The organism is Sphingomonas crocodyli (assembly GCF_004005865.1).
Taxonomy (GTDB): domain Bacteria; phylum Pseudomonadota; class Alphaproteobacteria; order Sphingomonadales; family Sphingomonadaceae; genus Rhizorhabdus; species Rhizorhabdus crocodyli.
Window position 1 is genome coordinate 2,091,814 of the sequence record NZ_SACN01000001.1, and the last position, 18,276, is coordinate 2,110,089.

General features: G+C 64.3%; 16 protein-coding genes. 6 read left to right on the forward strand and 10 right to left on the reverse strand.

All coding sequences use genetic code 11. The features are described from left to right. Positions 1–26: 26 nt before the first annotated feature. From EOD43_RS10095 to EOD43_RS10105, 3 genes are all read right to left on the reverse strand, one after another. Complete coding sequence (locus tag EOD43_RS10095) at positions 27–1,793, reverse strand: N-acyl-D-amino-acid deacylase family protein (RefSeq protein ID WP_127743413.1); 1,767 nt, start codon at positions 1,791–1,793, stop codon at positions 27–29. 168 nt (positions 1,794–1,961) lie between these two features. Continuing rightward, complete coding sequence (locus EOD43_RS10100; RefSeq protein WP_127743415.1) at positions 1,962–2,903, reverse strand: hypothetical protein; 942 nt, start codon at positions 2,901–2,903, stop codon at positions 1,962–1,964. Positions 2,904–3,052: 149 nt separating this feature from the next. Further along, positions 3,053–4,405, reverse strand: coding sequence for an aminotransferase-like domain-containing protein (locus EOD43_RS10105; RefSeq protein ID WP_127743417.1), 1,353 nt, complete (start codon positions 4,403–4,405; stop codon positions 3,053–3,055). A 95-nt stretch (positions 4,406–4,500) separates the two neighbouring features. Between EOD43_RS10105 and EOD43_RS10110 the strand changes: the two genes are divergently transcribed. Further along, entirely contained in the window at positions 4,501–4,941 is a 441-nt protein-coding gene (locus EOD43_RS10110) for a DUF983 domain-containing protein (protein ID WP_127743419.1), read from the forward strand. Positions 4,942–5,048: 107 nt separating this feature from the next. Next, positions 5,049–5,987 carry a formylglycine-generating enzyme family protein gene (locus EOD43_RS10115; RefSeq protein WP_127744700.1) on the forward strand — a complete coding sequence of 313 codons (939 nt, stop codon included), beginning with the start codon at positions 5,049–5,051 and terminating at the stop codon, positions 5,985–5,987. Here the strand turns inward: EOD43_RS10115 and EOD43_RS10120 are convergent. Then, entirely contained in the window at positions 5,971–6,690 is a 720-nt protein-coding gene (locus EOD43_RS10120; protein WP_127743421.1) for a TetR/AcrR family transcriptional regulator, read from the reverse strand. The genes EOD43_RS10115 and EOD43_RS10120 overlap by 17 nt on opposite strands. 160 nt (positions 6,691–6,850) lie before the next feature. Here EOD43_RS10120 and EOD43_RS10125 point away from each other — a divergent pair, with 160 nt between their 5' ends. Further along, entirely contained in the window at positions 6,851–9,769 is a 2,919-nt protein-coding gene (locus tag EOD43_RS10125) for a TonB-dependent receptor domain-containing protein (RefSeq protein ID WP_240653139.1), read from the forward strand. 58 nt (positions 9,770–9,827) lie between these two features. Further along, positions 9,828–12,140, forward strand: a complete 2,313-nt coding sequence (locus EOD43_RS10130; RefSeq protein WP_127743423.1) for an arylsulfatase — start codon at positions 9,828–9,830, stop codon at positions 12,138–12,140. Here the strand turns inward: EOD43_RS10130 and EOD43_RS10135 are convergent. From EOD43_RS10135 to EOD43_RS10145, 3 genes are all read right to left on the reverse strand, one after another. Further along, positions 12,137–12,838, reverse strand: a complete 702-nt coding sequence (locus EOD43_RS10135) for a TetR/AcrR family transcriptional regulator (RefSeq protein ID WP_127743425.1) — start codon at positions 12,836–12,838, stop codon at positions 12,137–12,139. The genes EOD43_RS10130 and EOD43_RS10135 overlap by 4 nt on opposite strands. Before the next feature lie 71 nt (positions 12,839–12,909). Further along, a complete protein-coding gene (locus tag EOD43_RS10140) occupies positions 12,910–13,614 on the reverse strand; it encodes a glutathione S-transferase family protein (RefSeq protein WP_127743427.1) in 705 nt (234 codons plus the stop codon). Between the two features lie 73 nt (positions 13,615–13,687). Then, positions 13,688–14,119, reverse strand: a complete 432-nt coding sequence (locus EOD43_RS10145; protein ID WP_164857179.1) for a MarR family winged helix-turn-helix transcriptional regulator — start codon at positions 14,117–14,119, stop codon at positions 13,688–13,690. 115 nt (positions 14,120–14,234) lie between these two features. On the opposite strand from EOD43_RS10145, the gene EOD43_RS10150 reads away from it, so the two are divergent. Next, positions 14,235–15,410, forward strand: a complete 1,176-nt coding sequence (locus EOD43_RS10150) for an LLM class flavin-dependent oxidoreductase (RefSeq protein ID WP_164857180.1) — start codon at positions 14,235–14,237, stop codon at positions 15,408–15,410. 24 nt (positions 15,411–15,434) lie between these two features. Here the strand turns inward: EOD43_RS10150 and EOD43_RS10155 are convergent, their stop codons facing one another. The 3 genes from EOD43_RS10155 to EOD43_RS10165 form a co-directional block, all read right to left on the reverse strand. After that, positions 15,435–16,163, reverse strand: a complete 729-nt coding sequence (locus tag EOD43_RS10155) for a glutathione binding-like protein (RefSeq protein WP_127743433.1) — start codon at positions 16,161–16,163, stop codon at positions 15,435–15,437. A gap of 17 nt (positions 16,164–16,180) precedes the next feature. After that, entirely contained in the window at positions 16,181–16,822 is a 642-nt protein-coding gene (locus tag EOD43_RS10160; RefSeq protein WP_127743435.1) for a GntR family transcriptional regulator, read from the reverse strand. 94 nt (positions 16,823–16,916) lie between these two features. Next, a complete protein-coding gene (locus EOD43_RS10165) occupies positions 16,917–17,204 on the reverse strand; it encodes a DUF1330 domain-containing protein (RefSeq protein WP_127743437.1) in 288 nt (95 codons plus the stop codon). A gap of 206 nt (positions 17,205–17,410) precedes the next feature. Between EOD43_RS10165 and EOD43_RS10170 the strand changes: the two genes are divergently transcribed. After that, positions 17,411–18,163: an SDR family NAD(P)-dependent oxidoreductase gene (locus EOD43_RS10170; protein ID WP_127743439.1), complete on the forward strand. Its 753-nt coding sequence runs from the start codon at positions 17,411–17,413 to the stop codon at positions 18,161–18,163. Positions 18,164–18,276: the final 113 nt, after the last annotated feature.

Below are 18,276 nucleotides of genomic sequence, written 5' to 3' on the forward strand. Positions count from 1 at the left end.
GGTCTTTCGGTCTGGGGTGATGGGGATCAGGCGACGCTGCGCAGCAGGCGCCCGGTGCGCGCGCCGGTGTCGCTATCGTTTCGGCGGGTGACGGTGCCGGCGAGGATCGTGGCGAGGAAGCCGGTCGTCACCTGATTGAGCCGCGTGCCGCCCGCGGGCAGATCGTGCGCGATCACGGGATGGTGCAGCTGCAGCCCGTCGAAATCGATCACATTGACATCGGCGCGCAGCCCTTCGCGTAGCAGGCCGCGGTCGGAAAGGCCGAAGGCGCGCGCGTTACGGCCGGTGATCCGTGCGACCATCTCCTCAACCGTGAAGCGTGGGCCGCGCTTGCGATCGCGCGCCCAGAAGCTGAGGTGGAAGGGCAGCATCGACGCGTCGGAGATCAGCTTCATATGCGCGCCGCCGTCGCCCAGCGACGAGACGGTGTCGGGATGCCGCAGCATCGTGTGAACATGATCGAGATTGCCGCCGGCATAGTTGAGCAGCATGTGGACGACGCTGTTGCCGCCATCGGCGGCCGCGAGATGATCGTACACGACCTCCTCGACCGTCTTGCCCTGCGCGGAGGCGACGTTGTCGACGATCCGCTCCTGATCGGGTTCATAGTCGCTGTCGGCGGGCGTGAAGAGGTAGCCGCGACCGCCCAGATTGGTCAGCATCATCGATCCGAAGGTCGCTTCGCGGCCCACGGTCTGCGGCGGCAAATTGGTTTCGGACAGGATTGCGGCGCGGCGTGCCGGCTCGCGCATCGCCTTCGCACGCTCGGCAACCGGCCGATACTCGATCTCACGATAGGATGGGCGCGCCTGGAAATTGTGATAGCCGTCGAGCATCGAGACGAGGCCGAAGCCGCGCGATGCGATGTGGCAGGTGATTGGCAGGCCCGCTTCGTTGGCGGCGCGGGTGCGATTGAGCATCATCTGCCAGTCGCCGGTATCGCTGCCGAACTGCTGGAGCAGATAGTGGACCGGGCGGCCCGAACGGCGGGCGATATCTTCGAACAATTGATGCTCGGCCTCGCGATCCTGCCGCGTGGCGACGGGCGCGATCGGGGAGGCGCCGGCCGCGCCGCGCGGCACGATCTGGAAGATGCCGCGCCCGCTTTCGGCCATCGCCTCGGCCAGCGCGAAGAATTCCTCATGCTCGGCGAAGGTGCCGGGGGTGTTTTTGCGGTCGTCGCCATAGATATGTTCGGCGATGCGACCGGCCGAAATGCCGAAGGCGCCTGCCTTCATCGCGCCGCGCACCAGATCGCGCATCACGTTCAGTTCGTCGGCGGTCGCGGCCTCATGCGTCACCGCACGCTCGCCCATCGCGAAGACGCGCATCGGCGCGTGCGGCGCGAGTACGCCGACATCGAGGCCGAAGGAGCGGCCGGCCAGGAAGTCCATATATTCGGGGAAGCTTTCCCACTTCCACGGCACGCCTTCGGCCAGGACGATGCCGGGGATCGCCTCGACCCCCTCCATCACCGAGATCATCAGATCGCGGTCGCGCGGGCGAGCAGGGGCGAAGCCGACGCCGCACATGCCCATCATCGTGGTGGTGATGCCGTTGGAGAAAGACGGATCGATCGTCTCGTCCCACGTCACCTGGCCATCATAATGGCTGTGGACGTCGACGAAGCCGGGCGTGACGAGCGCGCCGTCGGCGGCGATTTCCTGCTTCGCCGGGCCGGCCTTGCCGCCGATTTGGGTGATCACGCCGTCGCGGATCGCAACGTCGCCCGTGATGATTGAGGCACCCGAACCATCGGCGATCCTGCCGCCACGAATGACGATATCGTCCATCTCTCGCTCTCCTCTGCCGGCGTTTCCCGGCTTTCCGTTCGGCTTTTTCGTTGCTGATTCGGAAATTAGGAGAAGGCTTAACTTGGATCGGAGGGGCTGTCCATTTGGCAAAGAAAAACCCCGGCCGTGGGGCCGGGGCGAAACAGGTCGTCCGATGTCGGGGGGCGATCAGTCCATCGTCGCGTCGGTCGTCCATCCCCAATCGCGGCCCGGCCCGCGTTTGAAACCGAGATGCGCGGCGATATCGTCCAGCTGCCAGTCGACATAATCGATCCAGCGGACAAGGAACATCGGCTGTCGGATCGCCTGGCCCGCCGCGATGCCCTGTCGGGTCGCATCGAAATAGGTCGGCATTACATGATGATAGTGGAGTGCGTTGCGGAACAGTCCGAGCGCCGAGACCCACATGCCCGGCGCGCTGAGATATTGCGCCAGTTCGGGGGTGAAGAAGCGGGCATCCTGCGTCGCGTTCATGATCGCGAGTGCGGCTTCGCCCGCAGAGTTGGCGTCGAAGCCGGTCACGATATGCTCGATATCGTGATAATAGCCGCGGCGGCGCTGCAGATATTCGGCGTCGGTGGTGTTCGCCTTGCCGGCATAAGCGAACTCCATGTTCACGCCCGGAATGTTCATGAGGTCGAAGATCTCGCGGCCCAGCGTGCCTTCGGCGCAGCCCGCCAGATCGGCCTTGTTGAAGGTCCAGTCCTCGCGCGCGTCCAGCCATTCGCCCAGCGCGGGGATGCGGATCTTCTCGGCCGCCAGCAATTCGGCGACGCGGGCGAAATCGGTGGTTTCGGTGATCGCGCGCGACACGACCGGGATCATGTAGGGCGGGGGCAGATCGTGGCCGTGGCGACGGGTCGCCTGCTGCGCGACGGCATCGCGATAATAAGGATCGTTGAGATGCTTCGAGCTGGAGATCAGCACGCTCGACGTCGCGGGCCGCTTGCCGCCCTGCAGATAGTTTGCCGCCGCCGGGGCCATCAGAACCTTGGGCCGGACATCGGCATCGGGCGCCTGCACGGGGATGCGCTCGACCGGTGGCTGCGGGTTCTCGGCAAAGCTGGCGAGGGGCTGGGCGGTCAGCTTGGGATCGGGGCGGGCGGCCATGACATCGTCTCTCTCTGTTGTTGGCTGGAAGCCATTATAGGTTTGTCGGCGATGCTCCCGGCCGGATCAAGCGCAAGCGCGCCGAGCCGCCGTGAAACGGGGCGTCCGCGTTCGGCGGGTCAGGAGCCGAGGCCGGTCGGCCCGACAGATTACCCCTTGCCCGTCGCGATCGCGACCAGCCGATCGAGCGCGCGGGCAAGGCGCGGGTGATCGATCGAGCCGCCCAGCGAAATCCGCACCTTGCTGGATCGCGGCACCTTGCCGATCGCGAAGGTGGCGCCGTCGACGATCGACAGGCCGAGCGGCCGGGTCGCCGCGATCGCATCCGCCGGTGCGATAGTGCCGGGCAGATCGACCCAGAGGTGATAGCCCTCCGGGTGCGCATTATAGGTGAGCGATGCGAGGTGCTGTGCGGCGAGGCGTTGGCGCGCAACCCCTTCGGCGCGCACCGCGGCGACCAGCGTAGCGAAGCTCCCGTCGCGCAGCCACGATGTCACCAGCGCGGCATTTAGCGGCGGCGCCATGATCGCGGTCTCATAGATGTCTGCCGCCAGTTGCGTGGCCGAATGGCCCGAAGGCGCGCGGACATGCGCAACCCGCAGAGCGGGGGAGATGATCTTCGATACACTGGCAATGTGCCAGCACAGGTCGGGCGCGATCGCGGCGAGCGGGGCGGGGGGATGCGAGGGCAGAAGGCCATAGGCGTCATCCTCGATGATCGTGAGGCCGTGCTGGCGCGCCATATCGGCCAGGTCGCGTCGTCGCTGGTCGGGGAGGGTCAGGGTGGTGGGATTGTCGTTGGTGGGAACGACGTACAGCATCTTCGCCCCGGCGCGGGCGGCATCGGCGATGCCCGCCGGATCGATGCCCTCCGCATCGACCGGGAGTGGGAACAAGCGCAGGTCCAGCCGCGCCGCAAGGTGGAGCAGGCCGGGATAGACATAGGGCGCGGCCGCGATCATGTCGCCGCGCGTCAGATTGGTGGCGAGGATTGCGTGCAGCGCGCTCTGCCCACCGGCAGTGATAACCACGGCACCCTCATCGGTCGGCATATCGCGATCGGAGAAGGACGCGGCCGCTTCGCGCCGATCGCGAAGGCTACCGCCGGACGGCTGATATTGGAGGAGGGGAGATTGCCCGGCCGCGCGCAGCAGCTTGGTCATTCCGATGCGAAGGGCTTCGGGTAGCAGCGCGGATGCGGGCTGCGGGGGCATGATCATCCCGCCCTCCGCCTCGACATCGGCCTGCGGCAGATCGACATTGTTGCGCACGAAACTGCCGAGCCGGCCGGCGCCCTGGATCAGCCCGGCATCGGTGGCGATGCCATAAGCGCGCGTGACCGTGGTCAGATCCGCGCCGATTGCGGCGGCGAGTTCGCGCTGGGGCGGAAGGCGTTCGCCCGCGCGCAGCAGTCCGCTGCGAACCGCCTCGTCGAGCGCGGCGACGATCGCGAGATATTTGGGGCCGTCGCGTTCGGCGACGCCTGCCCACCAGCTTTGCATGTTTCGGCCTTGGCTTATGTATGGTTGTTGTATCCATACATAAGACTTATCCTCGCGCCCATAGCATTGAAGCCCGCAGTAGCGAGGATAGTGACATGACCGGCACGCCGACCGAATGGCCCCGTCTTGAGCCGATCCGCACCGGCATACGCGGCCGGTGCCCGCGCTGCGGCGAGGGGCATCTGTTCGACGGCTTCCTGCGGCTCCGCGACGAATGCGACGCTTGTGGTTTGGATTATGGCTTCGCCGATCCGGCGGACGGGCCGGCCTTTTTCGTGATCTGCTTCGGCTGCGTGCCCGCAGTGGTGTTCGCGGTGATGCTGGAAATCTGGGCCAGTCCGCCGCTCTGGGTGCAGCTCGTGACGACGCTGCCGTTCATGCTGATCACCTGCCTGCTGCCGCTGCGCCCGCTCAAGGGCTGGCTCGTCTGCAGCCAATATTTCTTCAAGGCGGGCGAGGGCACGATCTCGCGGCCGTGGCAGCCTTATGGCGCCGACGGCCCGACCGTGATGCCTGCGCAGCGCAAGTTCGGCTGAGCAGGTGATGCTCTTGATTTGATCGCTGGGTATGCCGCACCCGCATTGACAGATCGGGACAAAAGCGCATTTCGCGGCCAATGACCGATGCGCGATCCGTTGAGACGATGATCTATCTGCCCGGCGGCGTGTTTCGGATGGGGGCCGATGATGGCTATCCGGAGGAGGCGCCGGTGCGGACGGTGCGTGTCGACGGATTTCATATCGATCCGACGCCCGTCACCAATCGCGATTTCGCGGCGTTCGTGGCGGCGACCGGCTATCGCACCATAGCCGAGGACGCGCCCGATCCGCGCGATTATCCGGGGATCGACCCTGCGATGGTGCGCGCCGGATCGCTCGTGTTTCGCAAGACGGCGGGACCGGTCGACCTGAGCGACGTATCGCAATGGTGGGAGTTCTGCTTCGGCGCTGACTGGCGGCACCCGGCCGGCCCCGACAGCAGCATCGAAGGGCTGGAGGATCATCCGGTCGTCCACGTCGCGCTTGCCGATGCGGAGGCTTATGCGCGCTGGGCCGGCAAGGATCTGCCGACCGAGGCCGAATGGGAATATGCTGCGCGCGGCGGGCTGGATGGCGCGGCCTTCGCCTGGGGTGACGAACTCACGCCGGGCGGGGCGATGCTCGCGAATTACTGGCAGGGCACGTTTCCCTACGCGAACGACATGCTCGACGGGTGGGAGCGGACGTCACCCGTGCGCAGCTATCCGGCGAACGGCTATGGCCTGTTCGATATGATCGGCAATGTCTGGGAATGGACCGCCGACTGGTATGGCCTGCCGACGTCCGAGACGGGGAAGAAGAAGCAGGGCTGCTGCATTCCCGCCAATCCGCGTGGGCCGGTGCGCGCCGTTAGCCTCGATCGGAGTGGTCCACAGCCGCGCATGGGGCGGAAGGTGCTGAAGGGCGGATCGCATCTGTGCGCCGAAAATTACTGCCAGCGCTACCGGCCCGCCGCGCGCCATCCGCAGCCGACGGATACGAGCACCAGCCATGTCGGCTTTCGGTGCGTGGTGCGCGATGTGGCGTTCAGGCGCCCGCGCTGAGCGCGTGGGGCAGGGGACTCGATCTAAGGACGCGGGCCGGGATGGGCGACGGAGCATCGTGTCCCCGCCCGGACAAATGCCGCGCGATCTGATCGCTTAGCTCGCCCCGGCTGAAGGCCAGCAGCAGGCGCAGATGTCCCTGCGCCAGCTCGGTCGGGGCTTCGATATCCGACAGGCGATCGATCGACCAGTCGAACAATGTCGCGAATTCCCAGCGGGTCAGTGCTTCGGTCAGGCGCGGCGGATCGACGGAGCCGAGACCTTCGATGTTCGCCCGCACCCAGCCAGCGTTGGCGCGACGTGCACCGTCATCGATCAGCGATCGAATTTTGGTGCTGGTGGTCGCGCTGAAATAGATCGACACCAGCCCCGCCAGCTCGTTGCGCCGCCCCCGAAAATAATCCGCCGTCCGGCGCAGTCGCTGCAGATTGGCGGTGAGCGAGTAGCGCGCGGTGTCCTCCGCGCCGATTTCGGTCGCGAAGCCATCGAGCACGGCGTGCGCGATCAGGTCTTCGCGTCGGCCGAACAGCCCGTAGAGCGTGTTGATCGCGACGCCCGCTGTCTCGGCAACGTCGCTCAGTCGCAATGCGGGCGCGCCGTCTTCGGCGATCAGCCGGCGCGTTTCGCGCAGGATACGCGCGCGACGATCGATCATCGCGGCGCTGGCATAGGCTCCGCGGCGGGATGTCGGTCTTTCCCCCATGACCTTTCCTCCTCCGTCCTTGAGGCGTGAGGGTGGCTTAGAGAGTTTTTTACGTCAAGCGACTCAAAAATATTGACCTAGGGTGCAAGTTCTGCGACGAGGCAATTCTGCACCGAAGGATAAGAATCCAAGAGGGTGCGTCCGTTGGGGAGAAGGTGAGATGAAAGGGCATTTGATTTCCGCACTGTTGGCCGGCGCGTGCAGCTTCGCGATGGCGCAACAGGCATGCGCGCAGCAGGCCGAGCCGGCCGAGGCCGCGGCGCCGAACGACCAGCAGGTTCAGGACATCGTCGTCACCGGTTCGCGCATCGTCCGCGACGGTTACACCGCGCCGACCCCGGTCACGGTCGCACCGACCGCCGACCTCGCCAAGGCGACCCCTACCAACATCGCTGACGGCCTCAACAAGCTTCCGCAGTTCAGCCTGTCGAGCGGCCCGGCCCGCTCCACGCACAACTTCGCCTCGTCGGCCGCCAACGGCAATTTGCTCAACCTGCGCGGCGTCGGCCCCGAGCGCACGCTCATCATGTTCGACAGCGTTCGCATGCCGCCGACGACCTTCCGTGGCGTCGTCGACGTCAACATCATCCCGAACCTGCTTGTCGAGCGCGTCGACATCGTGACCGCGGGTGCTTCGGCCGCCTACGGTTCGGACGCCGTCTCGGGCGTCGTCAACTTCGTCCTGAACAAGAAGTTCACCGGCCTGACCGGCGTCGTGCAGGCGGGCGTCAGCCAGCGTGGCGACAATGGCAACGAGAAGTTCGGCCTCGCCTACGGCACCGATTTCGCCGAGGATCGCGGCCACATCCTGCTCAGCGGCGAATATTATAACAATCGCGGCATGCTGCGTTCGGATCGCAAGCAGAGCCTGGGCAACTTCCTCTATGCCGGCCAGAGCCGCACAGCGCTGCTCGCGGGCAATCCCGCCGGTTCGGCCGCCAATCCCTTTGCGATCTACAGCAACACCACGATCACCAATTCGACCGTCGGCGGCCTGATCAACGGCCCGGCGGGCTTCAGTTTCAACAATTTCCGCTTCAACCAGTCCGGTCAGGCGGTGCCGTTCAACGCTGGCACTCTGATCGGTACCAATGGTTATGCGGTCGGTGGCGATGGCTATGTTATCTCGCCCAACACCACGGCGGTCGCACCACTGCGCACTTATCAGGGCTTCGGCCGGGTCAGCTATGATCTGACCGACGATGTGACCTTCTTCGGGCAGGGCGTGTTTACGCGCAGCGATCTGCAATATGCCTCGCTTGCCAACGCCTTTTCGGCTCCGGCCAACGTCACGATCTACAGCGGCAATCCGTATATCCCGGCCAACGTCCAGGCCGCGATGACCGCGCAGGGCGTGCCGTCCTTCACGATGGCCGCGAACCTTTCCTATATGGGGCCACTGCAGGCCAAGGAGCGGACCGACTTCTACATGGGTCAGGCGGGCTTCGAGGGTAAGCTCGGCAACTTCAACTGGAACACCAGCTACGTCCATTCGAAGTCGATCTTCACGCTCGCCCAGCAGACGTTCGACATCAAGAAGACGTTCGCTGCGCTCGATGCCGTCCGTAATCCGGCTAACGGCCAGATCACCTGCCGCGTGCTGCTCGATCCGACCGTCGCGTCGCAATATCAGGGCTGCCAGCCGCTCAACATCATGGGCGAAGGCTCGGCCGCGGCGACGCGCGCTGGCTATGATTATGCCAATGGCGTGTCGCGTTATCGTGCCGAGACCACGCAGGATCAGCTGCAGGCAAGCCTGTCGGGATCGCTGTTCGATCTGCCGGCCGGCCCGGTCGACATCGCGATCGGCGCGGAATGGCGCAAGCAGAAGCTGCACCTGACGTCGAACTCCGATCCGGCGACGCTGGCGGGCGCCACCGCGGCCCAGACCACGGCGTTGCGCTCGGCCTATTTCGCGGGGCTGCGCGGCGTCCCCACGTCCTCGCTCTATTACAACATCACCAATACCGGCATCGCCAACGGCAGCGTGACCGTGAAGGAAGCCTTTGCCGAGATCAGCGTTCCGATCCTGAAGGACATCCCCTTCATTCGCGCGCTGGATGTCAACGCTGCGGGCCGCATCACCGATTATTCGACCAGCGGTCGGGTCGAGACGTGGAAAGTCGGCGGCACCTGGAAGCCGGTCGACGACCTGCTGTTCCGTATCACGCGGTCGCGCGATATCCGCGCGCCTGCGCTCTACGATCTGTTCGCGGGCGATAGCTCGGGCATCGGCACGCTCAACGATCCGGTCTCGGGCGTCACCGCCAACGTTTCCCAGATCACGGGCGGCAATCGCAATCTGAAGCCGGAGAAGGCCGATACCTTCACCTTCGGCGGCGTGCTGACGCCCAGCTTCCTCCGCGGCTTCTCGATCTCGGTCGACTATTACAACCTCAAGATCGACGATGCGATCGGAACCCTGTCGGTCGCGCAGATCGTCAACAATTGCCGCTTGGATGCCAACGCCCCGGAATGTGCGCTGGTCAACCGTCCGTCGGCAGGCGCTTTCCCGACCAGCGTGCGCATCGCCCCGGCCAACATCGCCGTCCTCAAGACGAGCGGTATCGATGTTGATGCGTCCTATCGGACCACGCTTGGCAACGGCAATCTGAGCCTGCGCGCCTATGTGAACTATCTCGACAGCTACAAGACACAGCAGTCGGCGACGCAGGTGGTGCTGGAGAACGCCGGCCGTGGCTCGAACGGGAGCCAGCCGATCGCCCGTCCCAAGTGGCGTGGCACGTTCAACGTGAACTACGAGAACGATGGCTGGGGTGTGTTCATCTCCGAACAGTATATCGGTAAGTTCAAGCTCGGCTTCCCCGCCGCGACCGGCCAGAACCAGGTGTTCGCCGATCCCGATGTTGGCACCGTCTGGTACACCGATCTGACGATCAGCAAGAAGATCGACGCCTTCGGTGGCGATGTCGAGTTCTTCGGTACCGTCAACAACCTGTTCGACAAGAAGCCGCCGCTGATCCCCGGCACCATTCCCGGCGTCAATTTCCCGACGATCATCTCGGTCTATGATCAGGTCGGTCGCGCCTTCACAGCGGGCGCACGCTTCAAGTTCTGATGTGTCCCAAAGGGCCGGCCACCGCGCCGGCCCTTCTTGTTTTCGGGAGCCGGCCAGCATGTCCCATCGTCGCCTTTTGGGTATCGCCCGCCTGACGCTCACCCTGTTGAGCGCGACCGCGCTGAGCGTGCAGGCGGGCGCCCAAACCGCCAATGGCCGCACGCCGGCTGAATCTCCACCGCCAAGCTGGCCGCAGGAGCCGCGCGCACCGAAGGGGGCGCCCAACATCATCGTCATCATGACCGACGATGTCGGTTTCGGTGCATCGACGTCGTTCGGTGGCCCCGTGCCGACCCCCACCTTCGATCGTATAGGTAAGGAGGGCGCGCGTTATAACCGTTTCCACACCACTGCGATCTGCTCGCCGACCCGCGCCTCGCTGCTCACCGGCCGTAACCCGCAGGAGGTCGGCATGGGCTATGTCGCAAACTGGGCGACCGGCTATGAGGGCTATAACAGCGTCATCCCCAAGAGCGCGGGAACGATCGCCCAGATCCTGAAGGCGAACGGCTATAACACCGCGATGTTTGGCAAGGGGCATGTGACGCCCGAATGGGAAATGAGCGCGGCCGGCCCCTTCGATCGCTGGCCGACCGGGCTGGGTTTTGAATATTATTACGGTTTCCTCGGCGCCGACACGAGCGGGTTTGAACCGAGTCTGGTCGAGAATACCCGGCCCGTCACGCCCCCGGCCGAGCGCGATTATATCCTCGACCGCGATCTTGCCGATCATGCCGTCCGCTGGATCGACGAACATGAGGCGACGCAGCCCGACAAGCCGTTCTTCATCTATCTCGCCCCCGGAACCGCCCACGCGCCAAACCATGCGCCCAAAGAATGGATCGACCGATTCAGGGGCCAGTTCGATGGTGGATGGGATGTGATGCGCGCACAGGTCGTCGCCCGACAGAAGGCGCTGGGTGTCATCCCGAAAAATGCCGCGGACGCGCCGCGTCCTGCAACCCTGCCGCGCTGGGACAGTCTGAAGCCCGAGCAAAAGCGGCTCTACGCCCGTTACATGGAAGCTTATGCCGGTTCGCTAGCCTTCGCGGATGACCAGATCGGGCGCGTGCTGCGGGCGATCCAGGACAGCGGGCAGGCCGAAAACACCATGATCGTCTATATCCAGGGCGATAATGGCGCGAGCGCCGAGGGCAGTTTCGACGGCAAATTGTTCGAACAGACCGCTCTCGCCGGCGCGACCGGATCGATCGACTATGCGATCAACCATATCGACCAGATCGGCACCAAAGACGCCTATAATCTCTATCCCGGCGGATGGGGCTGGGCGATGAACGCGCCTTATCCCTGGTCGAAGCGCTACGGATCGCATTTTGGCGGAACCCGCAACGCGATGACGGTGATGTGGCCCGGCCACATCAAGGATCCGGGCAAGCTGCGATCGCAATTCCTGCACGTCAGCGATGTGATGCCGACCCTGCTCGAAGTCGCGGGGGTCCAGGCTCCCGCCGAACTGGCCGGGGTCAAGCAGCAGCCGATCACCGGGATCAGCTTCGCTTATACGCTGAGCGATCCGAACGCGGCGCCGCATCGCACGCAGCAGATTTTCGCGATGTCGCAGAACTTGGCCATTTATAAGGATGGCTGGGTTGCGGCGACGGCACCGATGGTCACGCCGTGGGAAAAGACCCGGCCCAAACCCGTCCCGCTCGAACAGCGCCAATGGCAACTCTACGATATCGAGAAGGATTTCAGCGAAGCGCACGATATCGCCGCGCGCCACCCCGCCAAGCTCGCCGAACTAAAGGACATCTTCTGGGCCGAGGCAGCCAAGGCGAAGATGCTGCCGATCCATGCGAGCGAAGGCGGGCAGGATGGCCGGCCGGACGTGAGCGAGGGACGCACCAGCTTCGTCTATACTCAGCCCGTCACCGAAATCCCCGAAACGGGTGCCCCGCCGATCGTAGGCCGCAGCTTCCGCATCGATGCGGAGATCGAGGTGCCGGCGGGCGGTGCCAAGGGCGTGCTGGCCGCGCATGGCGGGCGCTTCGGCGGCTACAGCCTGTTCGTCGATGGCGAAGGGCGGCCCTGCTTCACCTATCGCTACACGCCCGAACATGTGACGCGGATCGTCGGCTATGCGCCGTTGACGCCGGGCAAGCACCGGCTGTCGCTCAATCTAAAGCTCGATCGCGAAGAGAAGACGAGCGGCGGCAATGCAACCCTGTCGGTCGATGGTGCGGCGGCGGGCAACGGGCGGATCGACCGGACGTTCGCGCTGATCGTTTCGCACACCGAAGGCTTCAGCGTGGGCAGCGATCCGATCACCCCGGTCGACGATGCCTATCAGAGCCGGACGAGCGCCTTCACCGGAAGCATCGGCCGGATCGAGATCACGAACCCGCGCTAGAGCGCGAGCATCGGGAACAGCGCGCGGAATGGGCTGATCTTGCGGGGCGGATCGTTCCGTCCCGCGACCAGCGCCGCCTGCGCCGCCGACAGCGCATCGACGACGAAGATGCTGTGCGCCTCGCGCGCGTCGGCTTCCACCTGATCCCATCGGATCAGCGCATCGAGGAACATGAAGGTGCAGAGCTGCGATCGCATCCGCGCGACATCGGTGCGCAGCGGAGCCAGCGTCTCGCGCATCGCTATCGTCGTGCGTTGTAGATGCGGGCCGATCGCACCCGCGCCCGCCCAATTGCCGTCGCCGACCCGCCATGACCGGCGCGTATATTGGAGGAGGAAGCTGGGATAGGGATGCCGCCCATCCTCGTCGGTCAGATCTAGATGGGGCAAGCAGACGATTTCGAGCAAGGTTGGCAGGTCGCCCATCAGCCCTGCCTCGTCGGCAATCGCGATCATCTCCGCCCGCCGGTCCTCCATCTGCTCGACGCGCTGTCGGAAGATGGCGACGAGCAGGTCTTCCTTCGATCCGAAATGATATTGAACCGCGTTGTTGTTCTTCGATCCTGCGGCGGTTGCGATCTCGCGCAGCGAGACGTTATCGATGCCGCGTTCGGCGAACAAAGCCTCCGATATCTTCAGCAGGCTCGTGACGGCCTGAGCGGATCGCGGGTCGGGGGAGCGGATTTTTGTCGATGCCATCGATATTTACCGGGAGAATGGAGCGAAAGTAACGCAATTCGCCCATTTCCGGAACCCGCTTCCGCAGCGGATCAGCGCGCTGCGTGCTGGCGCTCTCCCCACAGGATCGAGCGATGTTCGTCGGTGAAGCCGGTAAGGCCACCCTCGACGGTTTCCGCGCGTGCGATGCCGACGGTGAGACCGGTCGCGACCGCCGGGCGGGCCTGCATCGCGGCGGCCCAGTGCTCGATATGCGGATAGCTTCCCGCTTCCTCGATCAGCTTGCGGCGCAGATAGGGCAGGGTGGCCATGTCGACGATGCTATACTCATCCCCGCCGATCCATTCGCTCGACCCCAGTCGTTCGTCGAGGACGCGCAGCAGGCGGGCTACTTCGCGGCTGTAGCGGTCGATCGCGTAAGGGTGCTTGTCCTTTGCATAATGGGTGAAGTGCACCTCCTGCCCGAACATCGGGCCGATGCCCGACACCTGGAACATCAGCCATTGCCACGCGATGGCGCGCTTTGCCGGATCGGTGGGCATGAAGCGGCCGGTCTTCTCGGCAAGGTAGAGCAGGATCGCCCCGGTTTCCCACAGGACGAACTCGCCGCCATTGGGGCCATCGGAATCGACGATCACCGGCGTTTTGTTGTTGGGATTGAGCGCGAGAAATTCGGGCGTCAGCTGTTCGCCGGCCAGAATGTCGATGGGCTCGAGCGTCCAGGCGAGGTCCATTTCCTCGAGTGCGATCGCGATCTTGCGCGCATTGGGGGTGGGGCCGCCGTACAGCTGGATCATGATCCTCTCCCTTGTCCGCTGGTTGCGACCTTGTGCGGTGGCGAGGAAGAATTGTCAATCTAGCTGACGAAAATCAGCGCGCGACCGGCGGGCCCCAATCCTTTTGAAGGGCTTCGCCGAGTTTCGTCACGCTGGCCTTGCCGATGCGCCGTTCGAGTTCGGCGGTGAGTTCGGCCATTGCACGGCGCGAATCCTCGCGACGGCGTTCACCCTTGTCGCTCAGGTGGACGCGCTTGGCGCGGCGATCATTGGGATCGTCGACCATTTCGAGCAGCCCTTCGGCCGCCATTTCTGCGATGGTCACGCCGACCGACTGGCGCGTCACCCCGATGGCGCGGGCGATGTCGACCGCGCGCTCGATCCCCTGGCCGATCGCGATCAGCACCATCGTCTGCGGCCGCGTCACCGCGGTCCAGCCCGCCTCGCGCAGCAAGGTCTGCAGCCCTTCGTCGAACCAGGAAAACGCCTCGAACAACGGGATCAGCAATGTCGCATGTCGTGCCATCGCCACCTCCTTTGCCAGCATACCGCCAAGAAAGCACCCCTCCTCATCGTCAGATAAATTGACAACAAATGTCAGTTAAACTTACAATGTGATGATCGGGAATAAGGAGAGGATCATGGCTGCGTTGCGCTTCGGGAGCTTCCTTGCCCCCTATCACCCCGCGCGGGAGAACCCGACATTGTCGCTTGAACGCGACATGCAGCTGATCGAACATCTCGATCGGCTCGGCTATCACGAGGTCTGGCTGGGCGAGCATCATTCGGGCGGGTCGGAGATCATCTCCTCACCCGAACTGATGATCGCGGGGGTTGCCGATCGCACTCGCCACATCCGCTTCGGCACCGGGGTCAATTCGCTCTGCTATCATCACCCCCTGATCCTCGCCGATCGGATCGCGCAACTCGATCATCAGACGCGTGGGCGGATCATGTTCGGGGCGGGGCCGGGCCAGCTGCCGACCGACGCCTATATGCTAGGGATCGAGCCGAGCGAGCAGCGGCGGATGATGGTGGAATCGCTCGAATGCCTGATCGATCTGTTCGAAGGCCGATCGGTGTCGCGTACGACCGACTGGTTCACCCTGCGCGACGCCCGCTTGCAATTGCTGCCCTATCAGCGGCCGCGCATGGACATGGTGGTGGCCTGCGCCGTGACGCCATCGGGGCCGACGACCGCAGGGCGCTTGGGGCTGGGCATGCTGTCGCTCGCAGTGTCGACGCCGATCGGCTTTTCGGCGCTGGGCGATCATTGGGGCGTCTATGAGACGGCGGCGCAAAATGCGGGGCGCAGCGTCGATCGTAGCAGCTGGCGGGTCGTCGTGAGCATGCACATCGCCGAGACGCGTGAGCAGGCGCTCGCCGATCTCGAATGGGGCATCATGGACTCGATCGAATATACGCGCGCGATCCGCGGCGTGAAGCCGGGCGACGACAACCCGATCGCGAAGATCCAGACGGCGCGAGAGGGCGTCGCGCTGCTGACCGGGGAGGGATATAGCGTGTTCGGCGTCGCGATGGCCGGCACCCCCGACGATGCGGTCGACTATATCCGCAAGCTTCAGGCGCAAGCAGGTGGCTTCGGGACGCTGATGTTCATGGCGAACAATTTCGCCGACACGACCGCTACGCGGAAAAGCTACGAACTGTTCGCGCGCTACGTGATGCCCCGCTTTGATGGATCGACCGATCCGCTCCACGCCTCGATGGAATGGTGTCGCGAAAAGAGCGCGGTGACGTATGGCGGATTTGTCGACGCGATGAAGGCGACGATCGCGAGCCACGCAGCCCCTTAAGGGACTGCGCGGCCCCTGGCGGTGTCAGGCGTGGCCCGGCACCGCGCTGTGCATCCGATCCCCGAACATGTTCGACCATTCCTCGGGCGACAGCTTCTGGTGGCGCCCCATATACTTGTCGGGGAATGCCTTTTCAGCACTGCGACCACGCTGGACGGCAGGGCGTTCGGCGATCGTGCTGAACCAGCGATAGATATTGGGATAGGTCTCGGCCAGGTTGACATCGACCACGGCCATCGCCGCGCGGCCCGGCCATATCGCGATGTCGGCGATCGAATATTCGTCGCCAGCCAGATAGGGCGCTTCGCTCAGCCGGTTCTCCAGCACCATCAGCAATCGGGCGAGTTCGCGCGAATAGCGTTCGATCGCATAGGGTATCTGTTCGGGGGCGTAGCGCATGAAGTGCGAAGCCTGCCCACCCATCGGGCCGAGCCCCGCCACCTGCCATGTCAGCCACTGCAGCGCGACGCTGCGCTGGCGCGGATCGGCGGGCAGCAGCTTGCCAGTCTTTTCCGCCAGATACTGCAAGATCGCGCCGGATTCGAACACAGCATGCGGGCCGCCGCCGAAGGCCGGATCGTGATCAACGATCGCGGGCATCTTATGGTTCGGATTGATCCGGCCATAAGCCTCGGTCAGGTGATCGCCCTGGAAAATATCATATTGGATCAGCCGATAGGGCAGGCCCAATTCCTCGAATGCGATGCTGATCTTCTGGCCGTTGGGCGTCGCGGTGAAATGAAGATCGATCATGGAGGCCTCTCTGTTGTTTAAGGTGTGGCTTGCCGCACCAGCGTCTGCCGCGCGGTGCGGATATGTGCGGTCATCACCGCATGGGCGAGCGCGCCGTCGCGCAGCGAGATCGCCTCGACCAGTTCGACATGCTGGGCGGCGCTGCGTTCCAGTTGGGCGCGGCTGTAATTGCGGAAGGTGCTGAGGATCAGCGGCATTTCGGTCAGCGAGCCCAGCAGTTCGCGCAGGCGCGCATTGCCGCAGGCTTCCAGCACCGCGCGGTGGAACTCAGCGTTGATCTCGGTGATGCCTTCATAGTCGATTTCGGGCGACTGGAGCGCGGCGGTCATCCGGTCGGCGATCGCGCGCAATTCCTCGACCTGCTCGGGATTGGCGCGCTCCGCCGCCGTTTGCGCGGCGAACGCCTCCAGCATCACGCGAAGCTCGTAGATCTGTTCGATCTCCTCACGCGTCCAGCGCGAGACGAAGGCGCCGCGATTGGGGATCAGGCTGATCAGCCCCTCGGCATCCAGCCGGCGCATCGCCTCACGCACGGGCGTGCGGCTCAAGCCGGTCAGTTCGGCCAGTTGCTGCGCCGTCAGGTGCGATCCCTGCGGATAGACACCACTGATGATGCCTTCACGGATCGTGCGATATGCGTTGTCGAACGCCTTGCTCATGCGAGCGGATTCCTTCGCGGTCGGATCAAAAATGATTCGCCGTCGATTTTCCCGAATGCGTGCAGTGGGGCAAGCATAAGCCCCTTCTCTCCGCTCATACGCCTTCGGTCAGGATGACCCGATAGTCGGCCGAACGCTGGCGGATCTTCGCGGCCGCCTGATAAGCGTCGCTGTAATACCAGGCCTTTGCGGCGGCCATGTCTTCGAACTTCACGATGACGACGCCGTCGACCGGCGGACCTTCCAGCGCTTCGCAGGGATCGTAGAAGACGAGTCGTTCGATCTTGTGATCGCCGCGCGCCTTGCCGGCGGCGGCGGCATAGTCTTCCATGCCGGCCGGATCGGTGATGCTGTCGCGGATGAAAACCACATAAGCGGCCATGTCGACTCCCCTGTTTGCATGCAAAGATGAGTTATTTTCACGCCTTCTTAGCTTCGATCGGCGGATAATTGCAACACACCATCGTTGATCGCATGCAAAATGTGCTGGATTTTGCATATTAGTATTGTCATGTTGGTTGACAATAAGCCGGCCGATCCGATCAATCTCGGGACGCGAAGATCGGCAAACCATCCGAGGAGAGCGACATGGAGATTTCCGGCATTCACGCCCTGATTACCGGCGCCGGCAGCGGCATCGGTCGCGAAACGGCGATCCAGCTGGCGCGACGGGGTGCGGCGGTCCTCAGCCTGATCGACGTCAATGCGGCCGGGCTTGCCGAGTCCGTCGCGCTGGTCGCGGCGGAGGGCGCGAAGGCGCGCGCAACGACCTGCGACGTGTCCGATATCGCCGCGCTGGTCCGCGCGTTCGAAGAAGCCGCCGCGGTCCAGCCGATCGACCTTCTGTTCAACAATGCCGGGGTGGTTTCCGGCGCGCATCTCTATCCCGAAGCCGAACCGGCGCGGATCGAAAAGCTGCTGGCGATCAATGTCGGTGCGGTGATCATCGGCACCCAGTTGGCGGTCGCGCATATGAGCGGGCGCGGCGGCGTGGTGATCAACACGGTGTCGACATCGTGCACCAATGCCGGCTTCCGCGACATTCTCTACAGCAGTTCGAAGGCGGCGGTGGCGCAGTTCACCCGCGCCTCGGGCCAGCTGCACGAACGAACCGGCGTTCGGATCTGCGGGGTCAGCCCCGGCCTCGTCGACACGCCGATCCTCGATACCACCGCCGGCGACAGGCGCGCCGAATGGATGACGCCGATCCTCGCCAGCCATCGTGCGATGCCGCCGCTGGCGATCGCCGAGGGCGTGATCCGGCAGTTCGAGGATGATGGCGCGGTGGGCACGATCATCGATGTCGTGTCGGAGGACTGGTTCGCGTCGCGGGCGGCATGATCGGGGTGCTCACGTTCGCCTGGCGATGATTTTTGATGCTGTGCTTGTGGGGTGTCGTGGCTTGCAAAACCGTAAGCCTGATTGACGGACAAGCGCAGGTATCTGGATGAACT